The organism is Streptomyces sp. 8N114, assembly GCF_052245835.1.
In the GTDB taxonomy this organism is placed as follows: Bacteria; Actinomycetota; Actinomycetes; order Streptomycetales; family Streptomycetaceae; genus Streptomyces.
This window is the reverse complement of the sequence record NZ_JBQQBT010000004.1, coordinates 76,294-90,855: the sequence shown is the minus strand read 5'-3', so window position 1 is coordinate 90,855 and position 14,562 is coordinate 76,294. Positions and strand designations below refer to the sequence as shown.

The 14,562-nt window shown below is 70.4% G+C and carries 14 protein-coding genes; 4 read left to right on the top strand and 10 right to left on the bottom strand.

What is annotated here, in order from left to right; genetic code table 11:
- Positions 1-85 precede the first annotated feature (85 nt).
- Entirely contained in the window at positions 86-1,303 is a 1,218-nt protein-coding gene (locus ACTWQF_RS11215; protein WP_443279049.1) for a cytochrome P450 family protein, read from the bottom strand.
- Positions 1,304-1,419: 116 nt separating this feature from the next.
- Positions 1,420-2,481 (bottom strand): SigB/SigF/SigG family RNA polymerase sigma factor, encoded by a 1,062-nt coding sequence (locus ACTWQF_RS11210; RefSeq protein WP_443279048.1) that lies wholly within the window; start codon positions 2,479-2,481, stop codon positions 1,420-1,422.
- A 329-nt stretch (positions 2,482-2,810) separates the two neighbouring features.
- Here ACTWQF_RS11210 and ACTWQF_RS11205 point away from each other — a divergent pair, with 329 nt between their 5' ends.
- Entirely contained in the window at positions 2,811-3,521 is a 711-nt protein-coding gene (locus ACTWQF_RS11205) for a VOC family protein (RefSeq protein ID WP_443279047.1), read from the top strand.
- Positions 3,522-3,551: 30 nt separating this feature from the next.
- Here the strand turns inward: ACTWQF_RS11205 and ACTWQF_RS11200 are convergent, their stop codons facing one another.
- On the bottom strand, positions 3,552-3,830 hold the full coding sequence (locus tag ACTWQF_RS11200) for a DUF6480 family protein (protein ID WP_443279046.1): 279 nt from the start codon (positions 3,828-3,830) through the stop codon (positions 3,552-3,554).
- Between the two features lie 111 nt (positions 3,831-3,941).
- On the opposite strand from ACTWQF_RS11200, the gene ACTWQF_RS11195 reads away from it, so the two are divergent.
- Together ACTWQF_RS11195 and ACTWQF_RS11190 are read left to right on the top strand one after the other, a co-directional pair.
- Positions 3,942-4,712 (top strand): IclR family transcriptional regulator, encoded by a 771-nt coding sequence (locus tag ACTWQF_RS11195; RefSeq protein ID WP_443279045.1) that lies wholly within the window; start codon positions 3,942-3,944, stop codon positions 4,710-4,712.
- Entirely contained in the window at positions 4,712-5,569 is an 858-nt protein-coding gene (locus tag ACTWQF_RS11190) for an SMP-30/gluconolactonase/LRE family protein (RefSeq protein ID WP_443279044.1), read from the top strand. The genes ACTWQF_RS11195 and ACTWQF_RS11190 overlap by 1 nt, the downstream gene beginning before the upstream one ends.
- Before the next feature lie 6 nt (positions 5,570-5,575).
- On the opposite strand, the gene ACTWQF_RS11185 is transcribed toward ACTWQF_RS11190, so the two are convergent.
- Positions 5,576-6,004 carry a DUF4913 domain-containing protein gene (locus ACTWQF_RS11185; protein WP_443279043.1) on the bottom strand — a complete coding sequence of 143 codons (429 nt, stop codon included), beginning with the start codon at positions 6,002-6,004 and terminating at the stop codon, positions 5,576-5,578.
- Positions 6,005-6,169: 165 nt separating this feature from the next.
- Here ACTWQF_RS11185 and ACTWQF_RS11180 point away from each other — a divergent pair, with 165 nt between their 5' ends.
- Positions 6,170-7,030 carry a hypothetical protein gene (locus ACTWQF_RS11180; RefSeq protein ID WP_443279042.1) on the top strand — a complete coding sequence of 287 codons (861 nt, stop codon included), beginning with the start codon at positions 6,170-6,172 and terminating at the stop codon, positions 7,028-7,030.
- Positions 7,031-7,225: 195 nt separating this feature from the next.
- Here the strand turns inward: ACTWQF_RS11180 and mmsB are convergent, their stop codons facing one another.
- From mmsB to ACTWQF_RS11150, 6 genes are all read right to left on the bottom strand, one after another.
- On the bottom strand, positions 7,226-8,467 hold the full coding sequence (gene mmsB, locus ACTWQF_RS11175; RefSeq protein WP_443279041.1) for a multiple monosaccharide ABC transporter permease: 1,242 nt from the start codon (positions 8,465-8,467) through the stop codon (positions 7,226-7,228).
- An 8-nt stretch (positions 8,468-8,475) separates the two neighbouring features.
- Complete coding sequence (gene mmsA, locus ACTWQF_RS11170; RefSeq protein ID WP_443279469.1) at positions 8,476-10,011, bottom strand: multiple monosaccharide ABC transporter ATP-binding protein; 1,536 nt, start codon at positions 10,009-10,011, stop codon at positions 8,476-8,478.
- Positions 10,012-10,073: 62 nt separating this feature from the next.
- A complete protein-coding gene (chvE, locus tag ACTWQF_RS11165) occupies positions 10,074-11,192 on the bottom strand; it encodes a multiple monosaccharide ABC transporter substrate-binding protein (RefSeq protein WP_443279040.1) in 1,119 nt (372 codons plus the stop codon).
- 1 nt (position 11,193) lies between these two features.
- On the bottom strand, positions 11,194-12,168 hold the full coding sequence (locus ACTWQF_RS11160) for a hypothetical protein (protein WP_443279039.1): 975 nt from the start codon (positions 12,166-12,168) through the stop codon (positions 11,194-11,196).
- 45 nt (positions 12,169-12,213) lie between these two features.
- Positions 12,214-13,239, bottom strand: a complete 1,026-nt coding sequence (locus ACTWQF_RS11155; protein ID WP_443279038.1) for a zinc-dependent alcohol dehydrogenase — start codon at positions 13,237-13,239, stop codon at positions 12,214-12,216.
- Positions 13,236-14,402 (bottom strand): mandelate racemase/muconate lactonizing enzyme family protein, encoded by a 1,167-nt coding sequence (locus tag ACTWQF_RS11150; protein ID WP_443279037.1) that lies wholly within the window; start codon positions 14,400-14,402, stop codon positions 13,236-13,238. Before ACTWQF_RS11150 ends, ACTWQF_RS11155 begins: the two co-directional genes overlap by 4 nt.
- Positions 14,403-14,562: the final 160 nt, after the last annotated feature.

The window sequence follows — 14,562 nt, the reverse complement described above, 5'->3', positions numbered from 1 at the left end:
GGACGCGCCCCGTCAGGGGCGCGGGGAACTGCGCGAGCAACCACAGAGCACCCGCAGCCCGCAAGCGACCGGCAGGGGCACCCCCTCAGCGGCTGAGCGGCAATTCGCGGAGCGCGTGGGAGCGGAAGGAGGTCTGCCAGCGGAGTTCGTCGGGCTCCACAGCCAGGCGCAGGGAGGGGAAGCGGCTGAGCAGCGTCTCCAGGGCCAGGCCGATCTCCATGCGGGCGAGCGGGGCGCCGAGGCAATAGTGCATGCCCTGGCCGAAGGCCAGATGCGCTCCCCCAGCCTCCGGCCGGGAGGTGCCCCCAGGGCGACGGCGGATGTCGAACCGCTCGGGCTGCTCGTAGCGAGAGGGATCGCGATTGGCAGCGGCGAGAGCAAACAGCACCGTGTCACCGGCCGGGATCCGCACCCCGCCGTACTCCACCGGCTCGGTGGGAAACCGCCGGATCGCCGTCAGGTTCGGATGCGCGTACCGCATCAGTTCCTCGACAGCGTCGGGCAGCAGCGAGGAGTCGCCGCGCAGTGCGGCGAGCTGCCTCGGATGCCGCAGCAGGGTGAGGAAGCCCCCGCTCAGCAGGTGCTGCACGTTTTCGATGCCCGCGCCCAGGACGAGGAAGGCGAGGGAGCACAGCTCGTCCTCGGAGAGCCGGTCCCCCTCGTCGCGGGCCTCGATGAGCGCGGAGAGGAGATCGTCGCCGGGCGCGCTCCTGCGCTCGGCCACCAGCCGGCGCAGGAAGTCGTGCATCTCCGAGATCGCCTCGCCGACCTGTTGCGGGCTCTCCATCGCGAGCATCGTCGTCACCCAGGAGGCGAACGGCCGGCGGTCCGCCTCGGGCACCTCGAACAGGTCGCAGACGACGGTCAGGGGCAGCGGGGTGGCGAACTCCCGCACCAGATCGGCCACTCCGTCACTCTCCAGCCGCTCCGCCAGCCCGTCCGCGAGCCGGTCGGCCACCGCCTGGATCCCGGCGCGCATCGCCTCGGTGCGCCGCGGGGTGAAGCCTTGCGCGACCAGCCGCCGCAGCCGTATGTGGTCGTCGTGGTCGAGGTTGAGGAGGTTCGCATCCAGTGCGGGCGGGAGGGAGAAGCCCTGGTAGCCACCGGTGGAGTGCGCCTTGTTGACGGACAACCGGGCGTCGGCGAGGCCGGCGCGTACGTCCTCGTCGCGGGTGACGAGCCAGACCTCGGCGCCGTCGGGCAGCGCGACCCGGTGTACGGCGGCCTCGTCCCGCAGCTTGTTGTACACCGCGTGCGGCATGGCACGGAACGACTCGTCGAAAGGCTGCGGCAGTGCCGTCATTCTCGTTCTCTCCGTCAGATCTGTGAGCGGGCTCTGTGAGCCGGCGCGAACGTGCTGGCGCACAGGCTAGAACCCGGGCTTCCGGCGGAGAACGAGACCCCTTCGGGCGCGCCCTCTCAGGCGGCGGCGCGCGGGGACTTGGCGGGGGGTTCCTGCTCCTCCTCGATCTCCTCCCGCACGCGGCGGCAGGCCGCGGCGAGGAGGCGGGAGACGTGCATCTGGGAGACGCCCAGCCGGCGAGCGATCTGCGACTGGGTGAGCTCACGGAAGAAGCGCAGGTACAGCAGCCGCTGCTCCCGCTCGGGGAGCCGGCACAGACAGGACCGGACCGCTTCGCGGTCGACCACGTGGTCGTAGCCGTTCTCGTCCGAGCTGAGGGTGTCCATCAGGCAGATCGCCCCGTCACCGGAACCATCCCCTCCGCCCCCGGCCTCGGAGGAGACGGGCGCATCCAGCGAGAGGGAGTTGAAGCACTGGAGGGCTTCCATGCCGGTGAGGGTGTCCTCTTCCGAGAGGCCACTGTGCGCTGCCAGCTCGGCGACGGTGGGTGAGCGCCCGGAAGAGGTCAGCTCCAGCTCCCGCATGCTGGCGCGGACCCGGTTGCGCAGGTCCTGGACGCGGCGCGGGACGTGGATCTCCCACATGTTGTCCCGGAAGTGCCGCTTCAGTTCGCCGTAGATCGTCGGTATGGCGAAGGTCTCGAAGGCGTTGCCCCGGGCCGGGTCGTAGCGCTCGACGGACTTGACCAGCGCGAGCGCGGCGACCTGTTCGAGATCCTCCAGCGACTCGCCACGGTTGCGGAACTTGCGGGCGAGCCGGTGCGCCATCGGCAGCCAGGCCGTGACCACACAGTCCTGGAGCCGCTGACGCTCGGGGCAGCCTTCGGGCAGCTTCACCAACGCGGCGAAGTCGGCGGCGGTGTCGGGTGCGTCGTGGTGGGTACGACGGTGGGCGTGGGACGCGGTGGCTCCCTCCACGGCGTCCGTGGCGTCCCCGGCGACGTCCGTGGCGTCCCCGGCGACCGCGGTGTCCCCGGCGTCCGTTGCGCCCCCGGCGTCCGCGGGGTCTGCGGCATCCGTGGTGCATGGGGCTTCCGTGGCGCCGGTGGCGTCCGTGCCCTCGGTCGGGACGGCAGGGGTGGTGCCGTCCTCGGTGGTGCGGAACCGCGTGGTGTTCATGGGCTGCTCACTCCCACGTCTCACATGGGTGCTGTGTAAGACAGGCGAGAAGCGATCCCCCAGTCCGCTTCCGGACAGGATCCGAAGGTGGTGCCGCCGGAAATCCAGCGGCCCGATTTCACCGTGACACAAACCACGCCGCACGGCATCTTCGCAGGTCATCGCAGGTCAGGGCCGTTCGCAGCGGGTAGCTGTGGGACAGACGCACCGTAGTCGAAGCGCGGCCACCGCCGTTTGCCAGTGATACGGACGGGGCACCCGAGCACTCTGCGCGGCGGCTCCCCCGAAGGGGCCGCCGCCGCGACATGTGGCTGCGGAGGAGAAGCGAGATGGCCGTTCGACGGGGTGCGCCGTGCTGGGTCAGTCTGACGACTCACGACCGGCGGGCGACGGAGGCGTTCTACAACGGAGTGCTCGGCTGGTCCTTCGAGGACGGCACCCTCGCGCCGGAGTTCCGGGTCGCCACCGTGGCGGGGCGGCCGGTGGCCGGGCTGAACGAGGCCGCGGCGGCCCGCGGGCTGCCCGCGCGATGGACGGTGTTCTTCCTGGTCGAGGACGCGGACAAGGGAGCCGAGATGATGGCGGAGCGCGGGGGAACGGTCGCCGTGGGCCCGCTGGAGACCGGGAGCGGCCGTGCGGTGCTGGGCGCGGATCCGTGCGGCGCGGCCTTCGGGCTGTGGCAGGGCGCGACCCCCGCCGAGTGGCACGTGGGTGCCGACGACGCTCCCGCGGAGCTGTGCCTGCGCACGTGCGATCCGGACGACGTGGCGGAGTTCTACAGCGCCCTGCTGGGGTGGCCGCGGGCGGTCGCGGAGTGGCCGTACGCCGCGTTGCGTCCCGGAGCCCGCGCTGCGGACCCCGACCCGGGTGCCCGGCCCCGCTGGGAGGTCTCGTTCCGGTCGGCGGACCCCGGTGGGACCCTCGCTGAAGCCGCTCGGCACGGCGGTTCGGTCCTCTCCGCCCCTCAAGAGGTCGCCGAAGGACGCCGGATCACCCTCTCCGATCCGCACGGGGCGCTGTTCACCCTCGTCGGAGCATGACAGCCCTCCCCGTAGGCCCTCTCCGACCGGTCACATCAGGCCGACGAGATAACCCACGAAGAAGAGAAGCATGGCCGCCACCACGATGGCGATCAGAACCACCGGCACCGTGCTCCAGCCCTTGGTCGGGTTGTGCGTCTCGCGCGGACCGGCCTCCGACAGACCGCCCTCCCCGGGCGGCGTCTCGCCGGGCGGAACCAGTCCGCCCATCTCCGGCCCGGGAGTGCGCTCCTTCTCCGGCCCGGGGGTGCGCTCCTCCTCCAGCCCGGGGGTGCGCTGCGGATCGGGGTCAGGGTTGGGGTACGTCATACCTTCCGGGTGGACCGCGACGCCCCCTCGTACACCTGGGGCCCCCCGGATAGACTGTTCGGACCTTCGATCGGTTGTTGAAATTTCGAACAGGACGGAACAGGAGGAGCCATGGGACGGCTCGTGCCCGCTGTGACCCGGGCGCTGGACATTCTGGAGCTGTTCCTGGAAGGGGACGGCACACTCTCGGCACCCGACATAGTGCGCAAGCTGCAGCTGCCCCGCACCACGGTGCACGAACTGGTCGGCACCCTGACCGCGCGCTCCTACCTCGTACCCGTCCCGGGCAAGGCGGGCCACTACCGGCTGGGGGTGCGCGCCTACCAGCTCGGCAGCCGGTACGCCGAGCAGCTCGACCTCGCGGCGGAGGGGCAGCAGGTGGCCCGCTCGGTGGCGGAGACCTGCGAGGAGACGGTGCATGTGGCGATCCTGGAGGGAACGGACGTCATCTACGTCGCGAAGGTGGATTCCACGCAGGCGGTGCGGATGGTCTCGGCCGCCGGGCGGCGGCTGCCCGCGCACTGCACCGCGGTCGGCAAGATGCTGCTCGCCTCGCTGCCCTCCGAGGAGCTCGCGGCCAGGCTGCCGGACGGTGCCGAGCTGCGCGCCATGACGCCCAACAGCATCACCGACGCGGCGACGCTGCGCGAGGAGCTGACGCGGATCGCGGAGCGCGGGTTCGCCGTCGAGGAGAGCGAGTCGAACCCCGATGTGAGCTGTGTGGCCGCGCCTGTACGGGACCGTTCCGGCCGGGTGGTGGCGGCGCTGTCCATCTCCGTACCGTTGATCCGGTGGAGCGAGGAACGCCGCGCGGAGCTGGCGGAGTTGGCGCAGCGCGGCGCCGTACGGTTGTCCGAACGGCTGGGCCACAGGGGGCTGTGATGGGAACAGGGACGGGAGTCAAGACCGCACTCCACGCATCCGCCGAACTGGGCGAGGGACCGACCTGGGATCCGGCGGCCGGCCGGCTGATCTGGGTGGACATCCTCGGCGCCCGGGTCCACACCTTCGATCCCGCGACCGGCAACCGCACTCTGATGACCACCGAACAGCATGTGGGCGCGGCCAAGCCGCGCGCGGGCGGCGGGCTTGTCGTCAACCTGCGGGACGGCGTGGGGCTGTACGACGCCGACGGCCGCTTCTCCTGGCTGTACCGCGACCCGTCGCCCGGCCGCCGCGGCAACGACGCGGCGGTCGCTGCCGACGGCGCGCTGTGGGCGGGCACGATGTGTTACGACGAGACGCCCGGCGGCGGCACGCTGGTGCGGCTGGCCCCGGACGGGACGGCCGCCACCGTCCTCGACGACGTCACCGTCTCCAACGGCACCGGCTGGAGTCCGGACGGGCAGCGGATGTACTACATCGACACCCCCACGCGTCGCATCGACATCTTCGACGTCCGTGAGGGCGGCGCCGTCGCCGGCCGGCGCCCACTGGCCACGGTCGAGGAGGGCGCGGGCTGTCCGGACGGGCTGACCGTGGACGCGGACGGCTGTGTGTGGGTGGCGCTGTGGGACGGGGGCGCCGTGCGGCGCTACACCCCGGAGGGGGCGCTGGACCGGGTGGTTCCCCTTCCTGTGCGGCGCCCCACCGCGTGCGCCTTCGGCGGCCCCGGCCTCCGCGACCTCTACATCACCACGGCCCGCGTCGGCCTCGACGCGCCCCCGGCGGCCGCCGGTTCGCTCCTCGTCCTCCCCGACGCAGGCCACGGTCTCCCCCAGCCCCCCTTCGCGGGCTGAAGCCGGTCAGGACTCCCCAGGGGGCGGGCCGAACGGGTCGACGGCGTCGATGGGCGGTAGCTGCTTGACGCGGTGGCTGCCCGGCTTGCAGCCGGCGAAGGGCCCCGTGGGATCGCGCAGGGTGTCCATCACGGGGCCCAGGTAGTCGCGGTGCCACATGGCGGGACCCGACGCCCCGGCATCCGGACCGGTCAGCTCCTGCCAGGCCAGGAACAGGCCATGGAGCTGAGCCACCGCCTCTTCGTGTTCCCACCAGCGGGGACACCAGGGCGCGGTGGAAGTGACCTCCCTGCCGTAGACGGGCAGCAGCAGGTGATGCGTCCACAGGGTCAGCCGACGCAGCGTCTCCTGGTGCTCGGGCCCGTCCAGAAAGAGGATGAATGACGGACGAGGGGCGGGCGGAGGCTCCGGCGGGGGCGGCTCTGGGGAGGGCATGGGCGTTCCTTCCTACGTTCGTCGTCCGGCCACGACAACGCATGTGTACGGCGGAGGGTTCACAACTTCCGGATTCCGTATGCCGTTGAACCGGGCCGGGAGCCGCTCCGTGGGAACTGGCGAGTCGCGGTCCACCTGGGACCGCCGGACCACCTAGGAGCCGCCATGACCACCCCGACAGGGGGATACGGCGCCGCCTCGCCGGCCCGCGCACGGGCTTTCGACGACGTGATGAGCGCAAGTCGACCGGGACGCGTCACCCTCAAAGCGATCATGTACATCAACGGGCAACAGTTCGCGGAATCCCCGATCTTCAACAGCGGCACACAACCGGGCCCCAACAGCACGTACGCGCTCCGTGGCAACAGGTCGCAGGAGATGCGGATGTCCCGGAACGACGCGGAGGTCCAGGCTCTGGACTGGGCTGAAGAGCGGGCCCGAAGCGTCACCAACAGGGACGAAGTGAGGTCGGTCCAGGTGGACCTCGTCGCGGACACCGGAGCCTGCAACGGATGCAAGACGCGCCAGCAGATGCTCGCCGACCGGGTGGGCCAGCTCTTCCCCAGGACCAACGGACGCGTGGCCGTCAAGCCGAACTACGACGACTACTCCCCGCACAGCGCCACCGACGGCAGGCGGGATTTCAGCACCGGCCAGGTCCTGTCGACGTACGGGTACAACGACGCCACTCGGCGGACCAACTCGTACACGGCGGACAACAACCCGGAGGCCCACGCCACCTATTGGCAGCGCGCGCATGTCCCGGGTGGCTCGGCGGGAGTGGTGGACCCCAGCCAGATCAATCGGGCCACTCGTACCACTCCCCCGACCTCGGACCGGGATTCGCCGAAGTTCCCGTCCTCGTCGTCCAACACCAGCGGTGACTCGCCGCCCCGCCGGCAGAGCCCGCCGCAAAGCGCCGCCCAGCAGTCCGCGGCCACCGCCCAGTCTCAACAGCCGCCGCCCAAGCCTGGAGGGCACAGCAAGAGCGGAAAGGACAAGAAGGGCAAGGGCAGAAAGCACTAGGGCTTGTCCGGCGCCTCTTGCGTACCCGGCATGGGGCGCTGCGCCCCGTCAGGGGCGCGGGGAACTGCGCGATCAACCACGACGCGCCCGCAGCCCGCACACTTCGGACAGGGGCACCCCCTTGCCGGAACACGCCCGCCCACCCGTCCCCCGGAAGGGACGGGTGGGCGGGCGCCCCGCACGCAGCGGGGGCGGTCAGCGGCCCGCTTTGCGCTTGTTCCAGACGTCGAAACCGACGGCGGCCAGCAGCACCAGGCCCTTGATGACCTGCTGGTAGTCGGTGCCGATGCCGACGAGGGACATACCGTTGTTGAGGACGCCGAGGACGAGGCCGCCGATGACGGCACCCATCACGGTGCCGACGCCGCCGCTCATCGAGGCGCCACCGATGAACGAGGCGGCGATGGCTTCCAGTTCGAAGTTGAGGCCCGCCTGCGGGGTGCCCGCGTTGAGCCGCGCAGCGTAGACGCAGCCGGCGAGCGCGGCGAGGACGCCCATGTTGACGAAGACCAGGAAGGTGACCCGCTGGTCCTTGACGCCGGAGAGCTTGGCGGCAGCCTTGTTGCCGCCGAGCGCGTAGACGTGACGGCCGACGACGGCGTTGCGCATGACGTAGCCGAGCCCGATGAGCAGGCCGCCCATCACCAGCATGACGACGGGGATGCCGTGGAAGCTGGCGAGCGTCAGGGTGAAGGCGATGACGGCGGCGGAGAGGGCCACGCACTTGGCGACCCACAGCCCGGTGGGCAGTACTTCCAGCTCGTACGTCAGCTGCCGCCTGCGGTCCCGGTGTTCGCGCAGCAGCAGGAAGACGAGCGCGACGAGGCCGATGAACAGCGTGGGGTTGTGGTACTGGGTGTAGGGGCCCATCTCGGGGATGAAGCCCTTGGCGAGGTTCTGGAAGCCCTCCGGGAAGGGCGAGAGGGACTGGCCCTCCAGGACGATCTGCGTCAGGCCCCGGAAGAGCAGCATTCCGGCGAGCGTCACGATGAACGACGGGATGCCGACGTAGGCGATGAAGAAGCCCTGCCAGGCCCCGGCGACCGCCCCGATCAGCAGTGACAGCACCAGCGCCAGCACCCAGGGCATATCGTGTTTGACCATCATCACCGCCGACATGGCGCCGACGAAGGCCACGAGTGAGCCGACGGACAGATCGATATGGCCGGCGATGATGACGATCATCATGCCCATGGCCAGGATGAGGATGTAGCCGTTCTGCTGGATCAGGTTGGAGACGTTGTTCGGCAGCAGCAGCGTGCCGTCGGTCCAGATCTGGAACAGCACGATGATGAAGACGAGCGCCGTGAGCATGCCGTACTGGCGCATATGGCCGCGCATGTTCTCCAGCAGCACGGCTCCCGCCGACCGTACGGCGGCCTGCACGGGTGGCGGCGCGTCCTCGGGCGGAGTGTTGGGCTTGGTCGTGGTGGTCATGGCGGGCCTCAGCTTCTGTTCCGGGTCATGTGGCGCATCAGGACTTCCTGGGTGGCGTCCGCACGGTCGATCTCTGCGGTGAGGCGGCCCTCGGCCATGGTGTAGATGCGGTCGCACATCCCCAGCAGCTCGGGCAACTCGGAGGAGATGAAGAGCACGGCTTTCCCCTGCGCGGCGAGTTCGTCGATAACGGTGTAGATCTCGTACTTGGCGCCCACGTCGATGCCCCGGGTCGGCTCGTCGAGGATCAGCACCTCGGGATCGGCGTGGATCCACTTGCTGAGCACGACCTTCTGCTGGTTGCCGCCGGAGAGCCGGCCGGTCTGCTCGTGGACCGTGGGGGCCTTGATGTTCATGGACTTGCGGTAGCGCTCGGCGACGGAGCTCTCGTGGTGCTCGTCGACGACACCGCGCCGCGCCATGCCGGACAGCGACGCCAGTGAGATGTTGCGGTTGATGGTGTCGAGCAGGTTGAGCCCGTACTGCTTGCGGTCCTCGGTGACGTAGGCGATGCCCGCCTCGATCGCCGCCGGCACCGTCTTGGTGCGTACCTCGCGCCCGTCCATCCGTACGGTGCCGGACTCGTAGCGCCCGTAGGAGCGGCCGAAGACGGACATGGCCAGCTCGGTACGGCCCGCGCCCATCAGCCCGGCGATGCCCACGATCTCGCCTCGGCGCACGGTCAGCGAGGCGTCGTCGACGACCTTGCGCTGCTGGTCGACGGGGTGCCGTACGGTCCAGCCGGAGACCTCCAGGGCTGTGCTGTGCTCGCCCTCGTAGGGGGTGCGGTCGGGGAAGCGGTGGTCGAGGTCGCGGCCGACCATGCCGCGGATGATGCGGTCCTCGGACAACTCGGGCTCGTCGCCGGGGCTTTCGCGTACGGTCAGCGTCTCGATGGTGCGGCCGTCGCGCAGGATGGTGACGGTGTCGGCGATGCGGCGGATCTCGCCCAGCTTGTGCGAGATGACGATGCTGGCGATGCCCTGCTCGCGCAGCTCCAGGATGAGGTCCAGGAGTGTGGCGCTGTCCTCGTCGTTGAGCGCCGCCGTGGGCTCGTCCAGGATGAGCAACTGCACCTCTTTGGACAGCGCCTTGGCGATCTCCACCAGCTGCTGCTTGCCGACGCCGATGTCGGCGACGGGGGTCTGCGGGTTCTCCCGCAGACCCACCCGCCGCAGCAGTTCGGTCGCCCGCTGCATGGTGGCGTTCCAGTCCACGAGCCCGCGGGTGCCGCTGCGCTGCTCGTTGCCGAGGAAGATGTTCTCGGCGATGGACAGGAACGGCACCAGTGCCAGCTCCTGGTGGATGATGACGATGCCGTGCTGTTCGCTGGCACGGATGTCCTTGAAGGCCACCGGCTCGCCCTGGAAGAGGATCTCACCCTCGTAACTGCCGTGCGGGTGGACGCCGCTGAGCACCTTCATCAGCGTCGACTTGCCCGCGCCGTTCTCGCCGCAGATCGCGTGGATCTCACCGGGGCGCACGGCCAGGTTGACGTCGCTGAGCGCCTTGACGCCGGGGAAGGTCTTGGTGATGCCCCGCATCTGGAGGACGAGCTGGTCCTGGTCTTCGAGGACGGCTTGCTCCTGCGGTTCTGCTGCCGGGCTCACTTGAGCTGCCCCTTGGTGAAGTAGCCCTCGTCGATGAGGAGCTGGGTGTTCTTCTTGTCGACGGAGACCGGCTTGAGCAGATAGGCGGGGACGACTTTCTTGCCGTTGTCGTAGTCGGTGGTGTTGTTGACCTGGACCTTCTTGCCGGTGAGGACGGCGTCGCCCATCTGGACGGCCTGTTTGGCGAGCTTGCGGGTGTCCTTGAAGACGGTCTGGGTCTGGTTCCCGGCGACGATGGACTTGACGGAGGCCAGCTCGGCGTCCTGCCCGGTGACGATGGGCAGCGGATGTTCCTTGCCGCCGTAACCGGCGCTCTTGAGTGCGGAGATGATGCCGATGGACATGCCGTCGTACGGCGAGAGCACCGCGTCCACATCTTCGCTGCCATAGCTCTTGCTGATCAGGTCGTCCATGCGCTTCTGCGCCACACCGCCGTTCCATGCCGGGGTGTAGCCCTGGTTCATCTTCGTCTGCTTGCTGCGCACCACCAGCTGGCCCGACTTCATGAACGGCTTGAGCTTCTTCATCGCGCCGTTCCAGAAGTACTTGGTGTTGTTGTCGTCGGGTGAGCCCGCGAACAGCTCGATGTTGTAGCTCTTGTCCGCGTTCTCGTCCGGCTTCTTCAGCTTGAGCTTGTCGAGGATGTACTGGCCCTGGAGCTCGCCCACGCGCTCGTTGTCGAAGGACGCGTAGTAGTTGACGTTCTTGGTGCCCAGGATGAGCCGGTCGTAGGAGATGACGGGGACGTTCGCGTCCGCGGCCTGCTTGAGGACGTCGGTGAGGGCCGAGCCGTCGATGGCGGCGATGACCAGCAGCCGGTGCCCCTTGGCGATCATGTTCTCGAGCTGGGCCACCTGGTTCTCGACCTTGTCGTCCCCGTACTGGAGGTCGGTCTTGTAGCCGGCCTTCTGGAACTGCTCGGCCATGTTCTTGCCGTCGGCTATCCACCGCTCGGACGACTTGGTGGGCATGGCCAGGCCGATGGTGCCGCCCTTGCCCTTGGGGGGCTGGTAACGGCTGCCACCGCGGGCCTCTTGGCCGCAGGAGGTCAGCCCGGCGACGAGCGCGGCGGCCAGCACCGCCGACGCGGCGATACGGCATCTGCGGGTGCGCATGTCAGTTCCCTTCAGGCTCGGTGTGCTCGAAGCGGTGCAGCGGGCCCGGCAGCCGGGAGCCGAGCGGAGACATCCCGTCCTCGGCGCCGTGCCGTGCCAGCAGGTCCAGGGCGAGCCGGCCGCGGCGTACCCGTTCGCGCGCCGTGTCCAGCACGGTGTCGCGCATGTGCCGCCCGGAGGGGTAGATGCCGGGGGCCTTGGCCAGCCCGAACTTCAGATAGAGGGGGGCGCCGCGGCGGATCAGCTCGGCCAGCTCGTACATCCGCACATAGCCGCCGAGGTCGTCGGGTGCCTCGATGTACATGTCCATGGGTGCTGCGCTGACCCGCCGGATCTCGGTGAGGTGGTCGAGCGTCAGATCGCTGGGCACGTTCAGCGAGTCGGCGCCGAGCCGCTCGTATACGGCGTACGAGGCGGGGTTGACCGGGCCTATCAGCGCGGACACCTTCAGCGTGGTGTCGGCGGGCAGGATGCCGGTGGCGCGTGCCCGGTGCAGGGTCCACAGCACGCCCTCGTCGGCGACGAGCAGGCAGCGCACCCCCAGTTCGGTGGCGCGTACCGCGTCCTCGACACAGCCGGCGAGCGCGCTGTGGCCGCGCGCCCGCAGCCCGGCGCCGCCGGAGTCGGTGCGGGTGGCGGCGCCGGTGTCCCAGGTGCCGCGCGGGCCGGTGAACAGGCACAGTTCGATGTCCCGTTCGGCGCACGCCTCGACCATCTCGGTGATCTCGGCGTCGGTGAGCATCCAGATGCCGCTGCCCTGGCTGATCCGGTGCAGCGGTACGTCGAGCCGCGCGGACTCCTTGAGGACGACGGCCAGCGCCTCGGGTCCCTCGCATGAGGGCACCTCGGTGCGCCATCGGCCCCCGTCGGGGAAGGTGTGCGCGGAGCCGTCGGCGGGCTCGGGCCGGGGGGCGGCCAGGCCCAGCGCTCCGAGCGCGGGTTCGCCGGGGAGGCGGGGGGTGGTGCTGGTGGTCACAGGGCTCCTTCGGTACGGGGCGGAGGCCGGGCGGGGTGCGGGGGGTCAGGGGTGCAGCAGCACCTTGCCGACGGCGGGATCGCCGTCGGCGACCAGTGAGACGGCCTTCTCGAACTCGGACAGCGGCAGCCGGTGGGTGACCAGCGGCAGCGGGTCCAGCAGCCCGGCGGCGAAGGTGCGCACCGCGTGCGCCCAGGCGGCGGGCGGGGCACCGAAGACGGTCTCCACCCGCAGTTGGCCGAGCACGAGCGCGGCCGGGTCGAGCTCTTCGGTTCCGGCGGGCGGGATGCCGGTCAGCACCAGCCGTCCGCCGCGCCGCAGCAGTCCGGCCGCCTGCCGGGCCGCTCCTGGCGCGCCCGCCGCCTCGACGACGGTGTCGTAGCCGCCGAGCCCTTCGGTCTCCCGGTGGTGGCGGTAGTCGGTGGCGCCGAACCCGGCGGCGAGCGCCGCGCGTTCCGCACGCGCCCCGACCAGCAGCAGCTCGGCGGGTGAGCCCAGGCCCAGCAGCCGGACGGCGAGCATCCCCAGCGTGCCGTCACCGACGACGGCCACCCGGTCACCGGGCCGCACCCGGGCCCGCAGCGCGGCAGCCGCGACGCAGGCGGCGGGCTCCAGCAGCGCGGCGGCGGTCAGATCGGCGTCGTCGGGCAGCGGATGCAGCAGCCGGGCCGGGAGGGTGAGCGTGGGTGCCATGGCGCCGGGCTCGGTGAACCCCGTTTCGGCGTATCCGGCGGTGCACAGCGTGGTCTCGCCGAGGTGGCAGCGTTCGCACACCTGGCAGTTGCGGAATCCCTCCCCCACCACCTTGCGCCCCACCAGCCCCTCGGGCACCCCTTCGCCGGTGTCGGCGACCGTGCCCGACCACTCGTGGCCGGGCGTGACGGGGTAGCGCGCGTACGGCGCCGGGCGGTTGCCCTGGTACAGCTCCCGGTCGCTGCCGCAGATCCCGGCCACGTGAACCCGTACCAGCGCCTCTCCTGGGCCGGGCGGGCGCGGGGTGTGCGGGACGAGGCGGGCGGTGCCGGGCGCGTCCAGGACGACGGCGAGGCCCTCGCCCTGTGCGGCGTTCACCGGTCGCCGCCGTCGGGGTTGCGGGTCTCCCAGCCCTCGGCCCACAGGTCGAAGTGGGCGCGCTGCTGGGGGAATTCGGCCGCCGCTTCGGTGTCCAGCTCGACGCCCAGCCCGGGGGCCTGGGAGAGGGTGAAGCAGCCGGTCTCGGGGTCGACCTGGGGCGCGCCCTTGACGACCTTCTTGATCTCGGCGTCGGCGAAGTCGTTGAAGTGCTCCAGCACCTTGAAGTTGGGCGTGGCGAACCCCACCTGGAGGCTGGCGGCGGTCAGTACGGGGCCGCCGACGTTGTGCGGGGCCACGAGCATGTAGTGGGTCTCGGCGGTGGCCGCCAGCTTGCGGGTCTCGGCGATGCCGCCGAGGTGCCCGAGGTCGGGCTGGAGGATGTCGGCGGCCTGGCTCTCGAACAGCTCCCGGAACTCGATCCGGTCGTGGATGCGCTCCCCCGTCGCCACCGGGATGTCCACCCTGTCTGCGACCTTGGCGAGGGCCTTGAGGTTCTCCGGCGGCACCGGCTCCTCCAGCCAGGCCGGCCGGAACGGCGCCATCTCGTGGGCCAGCCGGACGGCGGTGGCGGGCGCGAAGCGGCCGTGCATCTCCAGCATCAGCTCCGCCTCCGGGCCGATGGCGTCGCGCACCGCCTCGATGAGGGAGACCGCGTAGCGGGTGTCCTCGTGGGAGAGCTCCAGGTGCCCGGTGCCGAACGGGTCGATCTTCAGGGCGCGGTAGCCGCGCGCCATGACGTCCTTGGCGGCCTGGTGGTACGCCTCGGGGGTGCGCTCGGTGGTGTACCAGCCGTTGGCGTACGCCTTGACGGTGTCGGTGACGTTGCCGCCCAGCAGCTGCCAGACGGGCAGGCCCAGTGCCTTCCCTTTGATGTCCCAGCAGGCCATCTCGACGCAGGCGATACCGGACATCACGATCTCGCCGGCGCGCCCGTAGTCGCCGTACTTCATCCGGCGTACCAGGTCCTCGGTACGGAACGGGTCGGAGCCGGCGATGTGATTGGCCTCCGCCTCCCGCAGATAGCCGAGCAGCGCATCGGTGTGGCCCAGCATCCGGGTCTCTCCGACGCCCGTGAGCCCTTCGTCGGTGTGAACCTGTACGTAGGTCAGGTTCCGCCAAGGCGTCCCGACCACGTGGGTGCTGATACCGGTGATGCGCACGAGCCGCTCCTGTGAAGTCTGTTCGCCACGTTCGATATTTCGTCACGCGTTCGAAATAGCGATGGCGACACTAAGGAGGGCCGGGAAGGGTGTCAATGCCCGGGACGCGCTTTTCTGTGCGTCTTGTTGCTCGGCACTGATCGAGCTTGTTGCCCGCTGT